The organism is Paenibacillus sp. sgz302190, assembly GCF_059820445.1.
The window spans coordinates 46,708-62,254 of the sequence record NZ_JBZYAO010000037.1; the positions used below are offsets into that span (position 1 = coordinate 46,708).

Below are 15,547 nucleotides of genomic sequence, written 5' to 3' on the forward strand. Positions count from 1 at the left end.
AATCCCTCCACCTATAAAATATAATCTATCTAAATATATTTAGACCTATTTAATTGTAAATAATTATACTGAATCCCTGTATACTAGTAAATATCTAACATTAAAATTGAAATGCCGGAACGATCCGCTTATGATGAATATACATGCAAACGGAAAGCAGGTGGCCATTATGACAGCCGACATCTCCTATACGACTGAAGAAATAGCGAAACTTTTGAAAATATCCAAGCTGACCGTATACGACTTGATCAAAAAAGGCGACCTTCCGGCCTACCGGGTCGGCAAGCAGATGCGCGTGGACGCGACGGATCTGGAGGCCTACAAAAATCGGGCAAAAAGCGGGAATCCCGCAGCTTTCAGAGCGGACAGCCCCGCGCCTGCGGCACGAAGCGAATCTCCGGCATCTTCGGCCCGGCCACTCGTCATTACCGGACAAGACGTCAGTCTGGACATACTGGCCAAATACATGGAAAAAAAAGCGCCCGGCTTCCGGCCGCTCCGCTCCTATGTCGGCAGTCTGGACAGCCTGATTTCGATGTACCGCGGCGAGTCGGATATCGTCAGCACCCATCTGCTGGACGGGGATACCGGCGAATACAATCTCCCCTATATCCGCAAGCTGCTGATCGGCTCCTCCTACGTCGTCGTCAATCTTGTTTCGCGCAATGCAGGTATGTACGTACCCCGAGGGAATCCGAAGCAAATTGGCAGTTGGGCCGATCTCAAGCAGCCCGGGCTGCGGATCGCCAACCGCGAAAAAGGCTCCGGCGCACGCGTGCTGCTGGACGAGCAGCTGCGGCTCCACGGCATCTCCCCCCAATCCTTGCTGGGGTATGACGAGGAAGAAACGAATCACCTTGGCGTAGCCGGCAAAGTCGCCTCCGGACAAGCCGACGTCGGCGTCGGCAACGAGAAGGCCGCTCACCTGGTCGGCGGCGTCGATTTCATCTGCATGATCCGGGAGCGCTACGATCTGGTCATGCTCAAAAAACCGGAAAATCTCGAATGGATCGAGCAGGTCAAACAGGTTTTGCAATCCGAGCCGTTTCAAAGCGAGCTGCGCTCCATCCAAGGCTATGACCTGTCTCAGACAGGACGCATTTTGCTCGAAACATGAACCAAAAGACCGCAAACACCAAAATACCGCAAACCCGTCGTTTTTCGCAGGATTTGCGGTATTTTGGGTTGTTTAAGTTGCTCCGGCTGCTCCGATCGCCCCGGTTACTCCACATCGATCGGATGCCGAATACGATCCTGATACAAATCGTAGAACATCTCCCCGTTGGTCCCCCTGACCGCGTAATATACCTCTTCCGCCTTGACCCCCCGCTTTTTCAGCTGCGCGGAAAGCCATTCCGGCGATAACCCGGTCAGGCGCAAATTTTCCGTTACGACTTGTCCGTCCATGATCAGCTCAACCGGGAACTGCGGCTTATTAGCAGGGTAAAGCAATTGCAGGTCCTTGCGCAAAACAGGCATGTATTCCGGCTTTTTCAACACGGACAGCTTCCCGTTGATTTCCAGGACGGCATACTCCACTTCTCCGGGGTCAAAAATCTGAACCTCCCTTAATTCCTGATTTAACGAATCGAGCGAAACTTTGATTTTCCTCAAATTCTGCTCCAAAATTTTGCCGTGTTCGATGACGACCGTAGGCTTGCCTGCCAACCATTTGCGCGATTTGCGCGATTTTAAAGAAATGTACGAAATGAGATACGCAATCAGGCTGAACGTTAAAAAAGAAACAATCGGATTCCATATCCTTAGCTGGGTGTTGAACGCGAGATTGGCCGTGATCGCCCCCAACGTAACAGATGCGACAAAATCATGATAGGTCATGCGTGCAATCGTATGCTTGCCGATAACACGGGTAATAGCCATCATAAGAATAAATGCAATCAGCGTCCGAAAAGCCGTATCAAGCAGCACCATAGCGTTTCGCCTCCTGACCGCTAGTATTTGTAATATGTTGGAAAACATGCACGATCCGGCTATATAGTTATGGCCCACTGCCTGGCGCCAACCAACGCCACATATCGTTAAGAGCAGCAACGGCAACAGCATCGCAGCAGCGAGCACATCAGGCACAATAACGGCCAAAGCAGCCGGAACAGCTACCATTACCGTAACCACCAACGATAGCAGCAAAACAGCCACTGTCAGCGTCACCGTTACAAACTAGTTGCTATTTGAATCGACTTGGCACGAACGCCGAAAAAACTGCGAAAGCTGTTTAGCCCCCTAATTGAACCGCCTTGACACAAACGTTGAAAAACCTGCAAAAGTGCAGGCTTTTTCCGGGAAAGTGGCTCGTTCGGGCGAAAAGCCTGCAAAAGTGCAGGAATTTTCGCTGAAAATGGACCTGAGCCCATGTCCCCGCTGAAAAGCCTGCACAATTGCAGGAATTGTTCGTTACCAGCGTCACAACGGGCAAAAAACTGCACTTTTGCAGGTTTTCCTCGCCCTGTCGGATGGATGCGCTGCCCTCAGCGTGCGAGTTTTTTCAGCAACCTCAGATTTGCAGGGTTCCTTTGCATTTCTGGCGGTGTCTTGTCGGGCAGGAATGTGTTTCGACCGGCGACCGGCGGGGCCAAAGAGCCTGGGACGTGCCCGGGACTCGGCTGAAACGGTTGCCTCCTCCCCGTCAAGGGATGCCACGCCAACGCAAAAAGACGCCTTATTCCCATTTGCACAATGGGTTTTGGAGGCGTCTTTTTGTATAGCGTCGCATTCCTTGCCTGCCTTGCGAATCCTATAGGCGCGGGTAAGGAGGATTTTCATGAATACACCGAAACAGGCTTCATCTTCATTTTTGAAAAACAAAAAGCTGTGGGCCTCTGTCGGCGCTGTTTTGTTCGCGGGCGCGGCAGGCTTGGCCGCCGGCTGTTATTTGTACATTCGCGGGCTCGATGTGTCCAAGCTGGACCAGCCGCTGCCGGAGCCGACCCTCGTGCTGGACCGCTACGGAAAGCCCGCCTCCCAACTATCGGCATCGAAAATGAACCCGGTATCGCTGTCGCATATGCCGAAAACGCTGACCGATGCGGTTGTCGCCGTGGAGGACAAAAGATTTTACGAGCATTCCGGCGTCGATGTGCAGGCGGTTGCCCGGGCGCTCGTCCGCGACGTTCTGCGGGGCGGCTACTCCGAAGGAGCAAGCACCATCACCCAGCAGCTTGCGCGTAACTTGTTCCTGAATGCCGACAAAACAATTGGCCGCAAACTGCGCGAAACCGCCTATGCGTTGAATATCGATATGACGTACAGTAAAGACGACATTTTGGAAATGTATTTGAACAGCATTTATTTCGGCGAGGGCAGCTGGGGGGTGCAGAGCGCGGCTATGACCTATTTCGGAAAATCCGTGCAGGACTTGTCCCTGCAGGAGTCCGCGCTGCTCGCCGCCCTGCCCAAAGCGCCGAGCCGCTATTCGCCGTTTCAGAACGAAGCCCAGGCGTTGGAGCGGCGGAACACCGTGCTTGCATTAATGCGCGAGCAGGGGAAAATCACGGATCAAGCTTATTTGCAAGCGAAAAATTCGCCGCTCGGCGTCGTCAAAAACAACAAGAAGGGCGAGCTGAAAGGCCGCTATCCCGCCTACGTCGACGCCGTGATCGAAGAGGCCGTGAACCGTTACGGCTTCACGGAGGAGCAGCTCCTCACCGGCGGCCTGCGGATCACGACCGAGCTTGATCCGGCGGCGCAAAACGCCGCCCTTGAAGTTTACGGCAACGACAGCTTCTTTCCGGACAGCAAGCAGGATCAGTTGATCCAGAGCGGCGCCGTCATCCTCGATCAGAGCAGCGGCGGCATCCGCGCCGTTGCGGGAGGGCGCGGAGACGGGGTGTTCCGGGGGTTCAGCCACGCCACGCAGCTGAAGCGGCAGCCCGGCTCCGCCTTCAAGCCGATTGCCGTCTACGGCCCGGCTTTGGAGAAGGGCTACACCCCCGCTTCGGTCCTCTATGACGGACCGCTTAATATCGACGGCTACCAGCCGGAAGATTGGGACCATCAATCGAGAGGCAGCGTCACGATGCGGGAAGCGATCGTCTCTTCCTGGAACGTCCCGGCCGTATGGCTGCTCAAGGAAATAGGCATCGGCAGCGGTCTGGCCTTCGCCGACCGGCTGGGCCTGACGCTTCCGGCGGAAGACCGCCAGCTCGGCATCGCCCTCGGCGGTCTGTCCAAGGGCGTCTCTCCTTTGCAGATGGCGCAGGCGTTCAGCGCCTTCGCCGCCAAAGGCGTTCTGCACAAGGCGCATACGATTGCCCGGATTGAAACCGGCGACGGCCATGTGCTGGTCGAGGCGAACGCGAAAGGCGAGCAGGTGATGCAGCCTTCCACCGCGAATGCGATGACTTCCATGCTGCAGGAAGCCGTTATCCGCGGGACCGGCCGCAATGCCGCCATGAACCGGCCGGTTGCCGGCAAGTCAGGCACGACCCAACTGCCGGACACGGACGAATTCAAAGGCGCCGGCGCGAATGCCGCGAAAGACGCCTGGTTCGTCGGCTACACGCCGGAGCTGACGGCCGCGGTCTGGGTCGGTTACGACTATACCGACCGCAACCATTACTTGACTACGTCGGGCGGCGCCGTGCCGGCCGTGCTGTTTCGGGAAATGCTGTCCCGCGCCCTGGCGCAGACGCCGGCCGCTGCATTCGATATTCCCGCGGCTGTTGACGCTGCGCCGGAAGCCGCGGCACCGTCACCCTCTCCATCTTCCGCATCGACGGAGCATTCCGAAAAGCCCGGCCACGGCCATGGCAAAGGGAAGAAAAAATAACCGCAGCTGTCCGCGACGCGGCTGCGGCAAAAAAGACGCCTGATCCCCGCTCGTACAGCGGCTGGACAGGCGTCTTTTCATTTTCGGAGCGTTTCCTCAATCGTCCTCATTCTCGTCGTCCGACTTGCTATGTTTGTCACGGCCTTCGGACTTCCCGTTTTTTTTGGCTTGTTTCTCGTGTTTATCCTCGTTCTGCTGCGCCCATTTGGTTTTTAATTGCACCTGCATGCTGCCAGCGTCGAGACCGTATTGATCGGCGATTTGTCCAAGCACCTGTTGACGGGCGGAATCCGACTTCAAATCCACGGAAGCCAACAATTGCTTGATCCAGGCGGCGGCCTCCGCTCCTTTAAGATGAATCGAGCCGCTGCCGCCAGGCTTCAGGCTGAGCTCGTACCCCGCTCCGCCCGGCCCGTGCGTTTGCTCGATGCGAAGCTTAAAGTTTTTACCGTCCACTTTCAGCTCCAGTTCGTCCAAACCGGGGTAGACGCCCTGCGTTTGCACAGGCGGGGTCGCTCGCGGCCCTGCCGTCGGCGTCGGTGACGGCGCTTTCGTGGACGATGCCGCCGCAGCAGTCGGTGTCGGGCTCGGCGTTGCGGCCGGCGTCTCTGTCGGCGCTGCAGTCGGCACCGCCGCAGACGCGCCCCCCTGCCCGGAAGCCGCTCTTATGTAGGCTGCTTGATGCTTGCTGTTGAGGATGACCTCGACCTGGTCGCCCGGCTTCAAATCCGGCAGCAGCGCCTTTTGCTCGTCGCGGTAGACCCAAACGGATTTGGCCAGCGGCATCGTTTGTTCCCCGGCGGCAGTAGTTATAGTTACGCTGGCCCCATCGCTGCTAATGGATTTGAACGTGCCGGTCGCCGTCTCCGAAGCCGCGGAATTCGACGATTGCGCGGCATAGGCTGTCCAGCCGCACAGCGCCAGGACGACGCATACGATAACGGCGATACTTATTGACGCTCTTTTTTTCATTGCAAATTCACCTCTACCACAACGTTCGGGCGCAAATCCGGTTTTAAGGCGGTCCCGCAAGCAGAGGTGCCTCTGCCGCCCGAGTCAACCGCATCGCGTGCGGCATTCAACAATTCCGCCGATCCTTCGAACGAACGTCGCAGATTTGTAATGCAAATGAAATATCATTTTCATCTTGTTTTAATGTACCTGGGCTATTCTATATATGACCCCCCTTTAATATATACATTTAAGACCCACAAAGCCCGTTGCTTGTGGGTCTCTTTCTTGTTTGCGGCGGCCGCCGTCAGCCGGGGAAGCTCGCCAGCGCGGAACTATGAATGACAGTTACGGCGACGGCGATAATCAGCAGAACGAGCGGGAATACCGTCTGCCCCGCGGGATCTTTGCCGCGAATATGAGCCGCTACGGCGCCTAACATCGTGACGGCCAGCAAAATTCCGGCCCACGCCGCCCAACTGGGCGTCCAAATGCCGACGATGACGGCGATCGCGCCCACCAGTTCAACCAGCCCGGTAAATACCCGGAACCATTGGGGCAATTTTAAACGCTCAAAATTGTCCACATGTATTTTGATAAAATTCAGTCATGTAAAAACAGGTCACAAGCTAGTATTTTATTACCAAATGTGTGACCTGTTTATTTTCAACGGCTCTGGTTCGTTATTATTTATATACGCTGTCGGTTACAGAATCTGAATCTTTGCTTGATTCTTTTGAGTATTTGTCTTTCACTAATTTTGTGAACTTCTCAATCCTCTTGTACTCAGGCTGATCATTTCCTTCAGAGTACAATTCAATAGAGCCATCACTTGAGTATTTTCCTTGATTTATAGCGACAATGCCATATCGATTATTTTGGGGATCTTTAAATAAAAACAAGACGTATTCTTTTCCAGTAGCCATTCCTTTATACCCTTCATAAGAAGAGATGACTCCTTTGAAAGTGCCAACAGGCTCCACGACATTAATAGTTTCTTTTTTGTGTAGATTTCCTTTAAAAACCTGTGCAATTTCAATTGACGATTCGGTATATAAATCATCAATTGTACCAATGTCTGTAGTTGTAAGAACTTCACGCCCGGATAGTTTTCTTCCTTTTACTATCACTTCTGCATGTTTTTCAAGTTCATCAAGAGTTGGGTATGCTTCGGACTTCCCCTCTGATATGCTAACTTTATTACCGTCTGACTCAAAATTCGAAGCTAAAGTAAAGTCTGGGAGATTTGAAGCTTTACTCTTTATCGTTTCGCTAGAGATGGCAAAGGCGGAGATAGCAGCAATGACAATAGCTGTAACTCCTAACTTTGTATTTTTTTTCATATAATCACGCCCCTTATTGATATAGAGTATTGATTTTGGCAAAATCCCACCATGTAGGAACTTTACTTCCAAGCCAGTCATACTGCATCATAATTGTTGGATTCGTTGTTTTACTAAGATCATCATGGTGAAGGCCATAGACATGTCCCATTTCATGGGCAGCTGTTTCATACTGCTTGGATGAATCAATTTTATCCATCATATATTTATTCAATTTTACTTCATCGTATCCGGAGTAATGATAAAATGGAATGCTTGCTTTGGTTTCATAATCACCAGAACCTATATCGACTGCCCCAATGCCGGCGTAATGGTAGGTCATGCCATACCAAGTAACCGCAGTATTATTAACCCCATACCATTTTAAATGTAAGTCTGACCCTGGGCTTGATGCATTTGGTGAGTAATAAGCTTCCACATTACTGCTAGAATCATAAGCATAAGATCCTGCGCCTGCAATATCATGGTACCCGTAAGAGTCTATCGTAGAATCAAATTTAAAGTTTAAATGTGCATGGTGAGAGTTGTAAGTCTGATAGATATAGTACGGTGCTGCAGCTGCTACTGATGTACTGAGAATAAAGATTGTGCTAAATAATAAAAGCGGCGATTTATCTATTGGTAGACTTCACTCAATCTGCTTCCAATTTCCTGCGTTTCTCTTGCACAATATACGATCATAAAAAAAAGGGTTAGAAGCTTGACTTCCAACCCATTAGAGTTATTATTTTCTGGCATCATAACCTACAATTTGGTCTGTTTTGGGGTCTATATATATGCCAATAGGCCCAACCATTCCATCATTTTTAGTTTTAAAAGTCACTTTCAGTATCTTCTCTGGCTCTTTATCTGTTAGCTTAGTGGGAACATCGTTCCATTTCACCTCTTTTACTTCTGCTTGTTTCCAGTTGCCTAGAACTGTTTTCTGTTCTTCTTTAGACACCTGAGCCCAAGCTATACTTCGAATGTGTGACCATGAGTCGTTAGGGGCATTTTCTATTTGCTGCCGACTCGAACATCCAAAGATAAGCAGTAATAATAAAAGAATCGTGGACTTTTTCACTCTGCTCATGGGATCGCTTCCATCGTAAGGGTAATTTCTTCGCTTAATTAAAGACGATGTTGAGTATGTATATGTTTCATGTTTTCAATATTCCTCAGTCCATCTCCATTATCCTGTCAGCTAACTTAATCCCCTCTATTCTTGTCAGTATGAACTATTATACCTCAAACTGACGTCAGAGGATCCCTAAATAACGTCAGAATAGGGTGCTTATGAATATTAATTGACACTTCCGAAAAAGGGTTAACCATGCAAACAAGAAAGGTGGCACAACCCAATGGTACACCTTCGTTCCCTGTCTGACCAGTGCGAGGTCTGGACCCCCGTTGTACACAAATAATGATTTCAGGGCTGCCTTGAAGGCAGCCCTTTTAAAATTTCTGCGTGCCTTTCGGCCGGTTCCTTCCGACTCGCTTACGGCCGCACCCATTTGGCGCCCTGCCAGGTGTGGATGTAGTACCACGTTTCCCCGTTAGGGGATTTCCAGACGCGTGAAGCGGTGACGGTTTGCGGCGTAAAAGTGAGCGCGTCGTTCGTGGGCGAGTTATCCACATAGGGTATATCCAGTGCAATCGACGCTTCGGTCAGCTCGAGGCGGGCATCGCTCAGCTTCACCCCGAGCTTTGCATCGTTCTGGAAATCCCCGGTCAATCGGGACGAGATTTCTTTGGCCGGGTTGATCCATTTACCGGAGCCGTCCGCCAGAACGAAGTACCAGTCTTCTCTTTTGCCGATCGCGTGAACGGTTTGCGGCTGCTGCTGCCCTGCCGGCTCCGCATAGGAGGAGAAAGGGACTTGGAAATATTGGAACGGGACAGGAATGTCGAGTTTAAGGTCGACCCGCTCCACCCCTTCAATTCCAAGCCCATAAGCGTCATCCGAATGAATCCATCTAAGTCCCTTCGGGGTTTCGATCTGATACCAGACGCTTGGAGGGACCATTCGCGACTGCTGAGTATATTTCGCAACAGGCTTCACCACTTGAGGAGTCAGCTTCGGCTCGTCAGTCAACGACTTTTCGAAGGGAAGCATGTACACGTCGCTATCCTGTGCGATAGCTATCATGCCGTCCACCGGAATGCCTACATATTTCTCGGCATAATGGTAGGGACGAATCCATTTTTCTCCCATCCACGAGGTTCGGATCAAATACCACTTATCTTTCGAATAACAAGGGGTGTATGGATCGCACGCATCGATGGAGGCAACCGCCTGCACCTTTTGCGGCGAGAGTGTATATTCGGTTGTTCTCATAGGCGAATCGTAAATGGGGGTTTCCTGTTCAAGCAAAGTCAGCGTTTGCTCCCGAACTTCCAGTTGGCCGTACTTGTACGCGCCTTCCTTCAAGTTAATCCATGCTTCGCCAAGCCACGTCACAACCTTCACCTTATCCTGATGCGTAATGCCAAGCAGCTTGTCGCTCTCGATCGGAGCAAGCCGGACGGATTGGAGAGCGCTTAGCGAGCCGATTGCCTCATCCGGTTTTGTTTTGTTGGTTGCATACAACGTAAATTCGTCAAGCAGGGTAACATAAGGCATATCGCTTGGCGCGGCAAGCGCCTGCTCTGCCCGGGTGTACTGCGGACCGGACAGAAGAGCTATATCTGCGGCCAACAGCAAAGTTAAATATTTGTTCATCCTGATCATTCTCCTTTGCCAAGTTAGACGTAGGTTCCACTGGAAAGTTTCTTTAGATTTGGAAATGGAACGCTCGCCAAAAAAACTTGTTTCGGCGTGCTATCCGAACCTCCCCCTGGTACTGTACATACAGTAGGCAGTATTTGGCAAACGCCGTAGGCGGCGTTACCCGATACAAATCCTCGGGCAAGAATTTCGTCCCCCCTCTATGGGTATGGAACGACGGCATGTCGTAGCAAGTCATCGAATCCCAACTGCAGGAGCTTAAAAATCAAGATATGGGAGGCGCTTTCATTCATCCCGCCCAGGGTTTATCACCGAGTAATCGCCGGACGATTGGTTTGGTGGCATGCGAGGTGGTTTGGCAAGGAGAAAGCCTGCGAAAGTGCAGGTTTTTTCTGTAAAAATGTTTCATTTTGGTGAAATACCTGCAAAAGTGCAGGAATTTTCGATGAAAATGAGTCCGAGCCCCTGCGCTCGATGAAAAGCCTGCACAATTGCAGGAATTCTTCGTGGCCAGCGATCAAGGACGCAAATTCATGTATTTTTGCAGGTTTTCTTCGCGCAGCCAGGCAGTCAAGCAGATGGGCGATCCGGCTCTGGGCGTCGGTTTCCGGGCTGCCGCCGCTACCGCTGCCGAGCTGCATAACGCGACCTGCTGCACCGGCCGTAGAACGGCCAAATGAAAGGGCATCCCGACTGTGGTCAGCCAGTTGGGATGCCCTTTCCCGCTCCAGTGAGTAAAGGCCGGTTAAACAATTTTACCGCGACGTCCGTTGTTTCGAATAATTCCAGGACGGCCAGTGCCCCTCGTCTGCGGAGCGGGTTTTTATGCTGGCGACGGCATTCTTCAGCGGAGCCAGATCCGGATGCCGGGACTGCAGTTCCAGCAGGGCGGGCAGCGCATCCGTGGACAGTTCGCCCAGGTAAGGGAAGTCGATCGCACCCGTGCGTTCGTAGCGTTCGATGTTGCCCTCCGCAATGCGCGCATCCAGATTCGCGTAGTTGATCGTTAAATAAGCGAGAATGGATACGCAGACGTACGCTTTGGACAGCGACAACCGCTCCTGCCAAATCCGGGCAAAGGCGATGATAAGCAGCACGCCCAAATACAGCATAAATCCGTGAACCAAAAGCCTTGTCACTGTAAAACCATAAGCGTCCTCGTACAAGGAAAGCCGGCTGTAGGCGGAAACAAGCATAACGACGGTACAGCCGACCAGCAGGCTCAGCAGCAGCTTGCGGATTCGTTCCGCCCACTCGCCTGCCGAGCGAACGAGATGCAGCCCGCCGAACAGCAGTCCCAGGTTGATAAGCGATACGAAAACCAACTCCGCAAAACCTCTGCGCGCGTATTCCGCGTAAGCGACTCCCGCAGGGAGCAAACCGTCGGCCGCACCGAACAGGTAAGAAAACTGAATCGCCGCAAACAGCGCGTATACGAGGTTCACACTTAGCAGCAAAGTGCCTGCCGCCACAGGGCTGAGCGCAAATACATTCAGCTCGTGCTCTTCCCTTTTTTCCAGCGTGGCGGCAACGCCGTCCGCCCGATCGTCCGATTTGTGGAACAACAATCCCCATATGTAGCAAAACGTGTACAGCGCAAGGCCGCCGGCTACGCCGGTACGCACGATCCCTTCGCCTGGCGAGACCCCGGCAAACCAATCGGGAATTTCCGATACCCATGCGAAAAAGATTTGATCCGCCGATGCAAGCAAAGCAATCACGATGGCCAGAATCGGCGCGGCGAGCAGCAAGCCGAAGGCGACCTGGCGCAGCCTGCCCAAAGTGGAATCGGGTCTGCCGCTCGAAGGCGCAATATCCCGGATCAGGCCGAACGGAGCGGAAATATGGGAAATCGGCTTCACGACGCTTTGATGTACGATTTCCTGCACAAATCCGATCCGGTACCAGGGATGCGTACCGCTGCGGGTCAGCAGCATCGTCTGGGCGACGATCAGAATCGGCAAGGCGATCCCGTTCAGCGCCCGAAAAAGGCCGTTGGCGAACATAACATACGTGAACGCGAGCAATCCGATCGGAACGAGCAATATCCAGCCCGAATGAGCCTGCCCCCGCCACTTTTCGAAGCCGCCGATTCTGCCCTTGACCGCGTAAAAAAAGATGCCGTAAAAACCGAGCAAAAACAAAATGACGGATACCCCCGCCGCTTTGCCGACAAACAAATACTGGCTGACCAGACCGAACAATAAGGACAGCAGCAGCAGTCTGCCGTACCTTTTTTGCCATGGCGCCGGATCTCTCATGCACTTTCACTCCCGTGTTCGTTTTAAGTGGAACGGTTTGTTTATTTCTCCCTTTTATTGTAACCTGGAAAATAGGAAGAAAAAGTGCAAGTTTATCCAGGGAAATTTCATGTTTTACAAACGGCAGACCGACGGGAGCAAAGAAGATGAAAATACGGCGGCATTATTTGGCGCTGAGGCGCTCTTTTCCGCACATCCATGAAGAAGTGCCTTTCGATACTCACATTGAGGAGCTTGCGCGATTGCTAGACTGTACCCATCGCAATATGGTCATGCTCTTGAAACGGATGAGCCAGGAGCAGTGGCTGACATGGACGCCGAAAAGGGGGCGGGGAAACCGCTCGGAGATGGTCTTTTTGGCCCGTAAGGAGCAGATTGCTCTGCAGGAAGCGCAGGAGATGGTCGAAAAGCAGGATTTGCGCTCGGCGCTAGAGCTTTTGCAATCGGTGGAGGAAGCTTCCGTGCTGCGGGAGCAGTTTCAGGAGTGGCTGTCCGGCCAGTTCGGCTTTCGCTCGGAGGTTCAGGGGTACAGGCGGACGGATATTTTGCGGTTCCCGCTGCCGCAGACGATCCATTCTCTCGATCCCGCAGCGATCCATTACATGGGCGAATCCCATCTTGTCAATCAGCTGTTCGACGGGCTTGTGCGGATGGATTCGCAGGGCGGCGCGATTGTTCCGCACCTTGCCCATGCGTGGGAAACCGATGATACTCGGACATTGTGGACTTTTTATCTGCGCAAAGGCGTCCTCTTCCATCACAACCGCGAGATGCTGTCCGCAGACGTGAAGTATTCGCTCGAACGCCTCCAAAAGCTTGCGCCGCGCGGGCTGTACAGCTGGGCCTATGCGGGAATCGAGTCAATGGAGACGCCCGATGATACGACGATACGCATCCTCCTGGCGGAGCGCAACGAAGCTTTTCTCGCTTTTCTGACGACCAATCGCGCTTCGATTGTGCCCCGGGACGTTGGCGAGGCGGCCGGCGGGCAGTTTGGCGCAGCGCCTGTCGGCACCGGCCCTTTTCGGCTTGCCGGGCAGGAGCGGGGAGTCTGGATTTTGGAAGCTTTCGCCCCTTATTTTCAGGGACGGGGGTTTTTGGACCGGGTGGAGGTGTGGACGCTGACGGAAGAAGAGCAGCGCGGCCATCCGGAGCAGTGGCAATCTTTTCAGGTGATGCACAATGTGCGGATGTCCGATATGAACGCCGATCAGTGGCAGCAAGTCCGCCAGTCGGGTATGACCTGCAAATTCATAACCGTCAATGAGCTGAAAAGCGGGCCGCTCGCCAATCGGGCAATCCGCGCGGCGCTTGACTTTGCGATCGACCGGGCGCTGCTGCTGGAGCGGCTGTCGGGAGATGTTATTGAATACGGGGACAGCTTTTGGCCGGATTCGCACGATACCGGGCTGCGCGAGACCCCCAGGGACCCCGCAGAGATCAGACGGAAGCTGGAAGCCGCCGGGTACCGCGGCGAAACGCTGACGCTGGCGACGATTCCGCAGTACGAAGCCGACGCCGAGGCTGTGCGGCAGGTGTGCGCCCAATCGGGAATTGCGCTGGACATCCGGCTCATTCCCGCGGAGCAGTTCAAAGGCGAAGCCCGCATGGCGGCGGATTTGCTGCTCTTTGCCGTCATGCTCGACGAACACCGGGAGCTGCGGCTCATCGATCTGTACAAAAGCATGCAGCAGCATGCGCTGCCGGACGTGCGCACGACGCTGGAGCAAAGCCTCCGGCTGATTCTCGCGGAGCCCGACGCCGGACTGCGGGCCGGCATCTTCAGGCGAATCGAAGCCGAACTCAAAGAAAGGCACAACCTGCTGTTCCTGTACCGCAAGCACCTGAAAACCGCGTTCCACCCGGCGATCCGGGGGATATCGCTGGAATCGCTCGGCTGGGTGCGGTTTCGCGATCTTTGGTTTACGTAAGCGCAGGGGGCGATTCCCGGGCACGCGTTGAAGTGCAGCCGCAGACAGTGAGCGGTCACCGCCACGGTTATTCCAGCGGGTAATCCGCCAACCGGACAAAAGTGAAGCCTTGCTCTTTCAGCTTCGGCACGGCTTTCATCACCCCTTTTGCGGTGTCCTTCTCGGGGTGGTTCATGTGCATGAGCGCGATGGAGCCGTTTTGCGATTTCATGAGCGCTTTGTACACCTGCTCCGTGTTGTAGGTAGCGCCTGCGTCCCCCAGCACGTTATAGTTGACCGCGCGCAACCCCAAATCCTGGACGATCTGCACCGCCACATCATCGTAATAAGCCGTTCCCGAGCGGAAAAACAAAGGGCGGCGGCCTGTCAGCTTCTCGATTTTGTCCTCGTTCCGCTGCACCTCGTCGAACGCTTCGGCCGCGCTCTTCGTGCCGCTGATCCCGTAAGCGGCTTTCCCGGTTACGGACAAGGGCCGGTGCTCGGAGCCGTGGTTCTCGATCTCGAACAGCGGATTGGCGGCCAGCTTCGCAAACGCGTCCGGGTTGGCGTCGATCCACCTTGCATTGATGAACAAGGTGGCCGGTATTTGCTCCTGATCGAGATAATCGATCAGCTTCTTGTCGAACCCGCTCCCTTCCTTGCCGCCGCAGGCGTCAAACGTAAGGGCGATGACTTTGTCCTGCGTGCGCAGCCGCGTCATCACGCCGGGCACATGCTCGCCCCAGCGGGCCGGGACGCTTGCGCGGTAGCGGCTGGCGATCGCCGCGCGGTCCGGCTCCGCGCCGGCCGCGGCCGGCTGCGCCGACGGCAATGCCGCCGGTGCGGCTGCGGCGGGCTGCCCGGCGGGAACCGCCTGCGCGGCGCCTGCCGCTTGCGGCGAGGCCGGCGCTTCAGGCCGCGCCGCCTCTTCCGACGCGGGCTGTGCGCCCGCGCCGCAGGCAGTAAGCGCAATCATGGCCAGCATGATTGCGAATCGAATCCAAGGCCGCGCCTGGTTCATCGGCGGTCCTCNGCTTCAGGCCGCGCCGCCTCTTCCGACGCGGGCTGTGCGCCCGCGCCGCAGGCAGTAAGCGCAATCATGGCCAGCATGATTGCGAATCGAATCCAAGGCCGCGCCTGGTTCATCGGCGGTCCTCCATTCAAGCTGCCTCTTCGCGAGGCAGCTTCAGATTGTTCATAAGCGGCAGAGGTGTACAGCCGTTCTTCCCCCCTACTATGCCACCCCTTCACGGTTTACGGAGCTGGAGTGTACCACACCTCTCCTGCACAGTTTACGGAGCTGGTGTGTACCACGCCTCTCCTTCACAGTTTGCGGAGCTGGTGTGTACCACGCCTCTCCTTCACAGTTTGCGGAGCTGGTGTGTACCACGCCTCTCCTTCACAGTTTGCGGAGCTGGTGTGTACCACGCCACCCCTTCACGGTTTGCGGAGCTGGAGTGGTAGGACAAGGCAGCTTAGCAGGGAGAAAACCTGCGAAAGTACAGGTTTTTCCCGTGGAATTGGTTTATTTTGGCGAAAAACCTGCAAAAGTGCAGGAATTTCCTCTGAAAGTGAACCTGAGCCCATGT

The 15,547-nt window shown here is 54.2% G+C and carries 14 protein-coding genes; 4 read left to right on the plus strand and 10 right to left on the minus strand.

Going from position 1 to position 15,547, the window contains the following annotated elements:
* The first annotated feature begins 169 nt into the window (after positions 1–169).
* Positions 170–1,117 carry a substrate-binding domain-containing protein gene (locus AC6RNO_RS29180; RefSeq protein ID WP_474685519.1) on the plus strand — a complete coding sequence of 316 codons (948 nt, stop codon included), beginning with the start codon at positions 170–172 and terminating at the stop codon, positions 1,115–1,117.
* 104 nt (positions 1,118–1,221) lie between these two features.
* On the opposite strand, the gene AC6RNO_RS29185 is transcribed toward AC6RNO_RS29180, so the two are convergent.
* Complete coding sequence (locus tag AC6RNO_RS29185) at positions 1,222–1,932, minus strand: YetF domain-containing protein (RefSeq protein ID WP_497107629.1); 711 nt, start codon at positions 1,930–1,932, stop codon at positions 1,222–1,224.
* Positions 1,933–2,035: 103 nt separating this feature from the next.
* Here AC6RNO_RS29185 and AC6RNO_RS29190 point away from each other — a divergent pair, with 103 nt between their 5' ends.
* Positions 2,036–2,182: an Ig-like domain-containing protein gene (locus AC6RNO_RS29190; RefSeq protein ID WP_497107653.1), complete on the plus strand. Its 147-nt coding sequence runs from the start codon at positions 2,036–2,038 to the stop codon at positions 2,180–2,182.
* A gap of 597 nt (positions 2,183–2,779) precedes the next feature.
* Positions 2,780–4,786, plus strand: a complete 2,007-nt coding sequence (locus tag AC6RNO_RS29195) for a PBP1A family penicillin-binding protein (RefSeq protein ID WP_497107630.1) — start codon at positions 2,780–2,782, stop codon at positions 4,784–4,786.
* 96 nt (positions 4,787–4,882) lie between these two features.
* Here AC6RNO_RS29195 and AC6RNO_RS29200 read toward each other — a convergent pair whose 3' ends face one another.
* The 8 genes from AC6RNO_RS29200 to AC6RNO_RS29235 form a co-directional block, all read right to left on the minus strand.
* Positions 4,883–5,758: a hypothetical protein gene (locus tag AC6RNO_RS29200; RefSeq protein WP_474685483.1), complete on the minus strand. Its 876-nt coding sequence runs from the start codon at positions 5,756–5,758 to the stop codon at positions 4,883–4,885.
* 286 nt (positions 5,759–6,044) lie between these two features.
* Positions 6,045–6,323, minus strand: coding sequence for a DoxX family protein (locus AC6RNO_RS29205; protein WP_497107631.1), 279 nt, complete (start codon positions 6,321–6,323; stop codon positions 6,045–6,047).
* A gap of 100 nt (positions 6,324–6,423) precedes the next feature.
* A complete protein-coding gene (locus AC6RNO_RS29210; protein WP_497107632.1) occupies positions 6,424–7,080 on the minus strand; it encodes a hypothetical protein in 657 nt (218 codons plus the stop codon).
* 13 nt (positions 7,081–7,093) lie between these two features.
* A complete protein-coding gene (locus AC6RNO_RS29215) occupies positions 7,094–7,498 on the minus strand; it encodes a hypothetical protein (protein ID WP_474685486.1) in 405 nt (134 codons plus the stop codon).
* Between the two features lie 306 nt (positions 7,499–7,804).
* Positions 7,805–8,152, minus strand: a complete 348-nt coding sequence (locus AC6RNO_RS29220; protein ID WP_474685487.1) for a hypothetical protein — start codon at positions 8,150–8,152, stop codon at positions 7,805–7,807.
* Positions 8,153–8,557: 405 nt separating this feature from the next.
* Complete coding sequence (locus AC6RNO_RS29225; protein ID WP_497107633.1) at positions 8,558–9,781, minus strand: hypothetical protein; 1,224 nt, start codon at positions 9,779–9,781, stop codon at positions 8,558–8,560.
* A 314-nt stretch (positions 9,782–10,095) separates the two neighbouring features.
* Positions 10,096–10,428, minus strand: a complete 333-nt coding sequence (locus tag AC6RNO_RS29230) for a hypothetical protein (protein WP_497107634.1) — start codon at positions 10,426–10,428, stop codon at positions 10,096–10,098.
* A gap of 114 nt (positions 10,429–10,542) precedes the next feature.
* Positions 10,543–12,048, minus strand: coding sequence for a DUF4153 domain-containing protein (locus AC6RNO_RS29235; RefSeq protein WP_497107635.1), 1,506 nt, complete (start codon positions 12,046–12,048; stop codon positions 10,543–10,545).
* A 146-nt stretch (positions 12,049–12,194) separates the two neighbouring features.
* Here AC6RNO_RS29235 and AC6RNO_RS29240 point away from each other — a divergent pair, with 146 nt between their 5' ends.
* Positions 12,195–13,979, plus strand: coding sequence for an ABC transporter substrate-binding protein (locus tag AC6RNO_RS29240; protein ID WP_497107636.1), 1,785 nt, complete (start codon positions 12,195–12,197; stop codon positions 13,977–13,979).
* A 67-nt stretch (positions 13,980–14,046) separates the two neighbouring features.
* Here the strand turns inward: AC6RNO_RS29240 and AC6RNO_RS29245 are convergent, their stop codons facing one another.
* Positions 14,047–14,979, minus strand: a complete 933-nt coding sequence (locus AC6RNO_RS29245; RefSeq protein ID WP_497107637.1) for a polysaccharide deacetylase family protein — start codon at positions 14,977–14,979, stop codon at positions 14,047–14,049.
* Positions 14,980–15,547 lie beyond the last annotated feature (568 nt).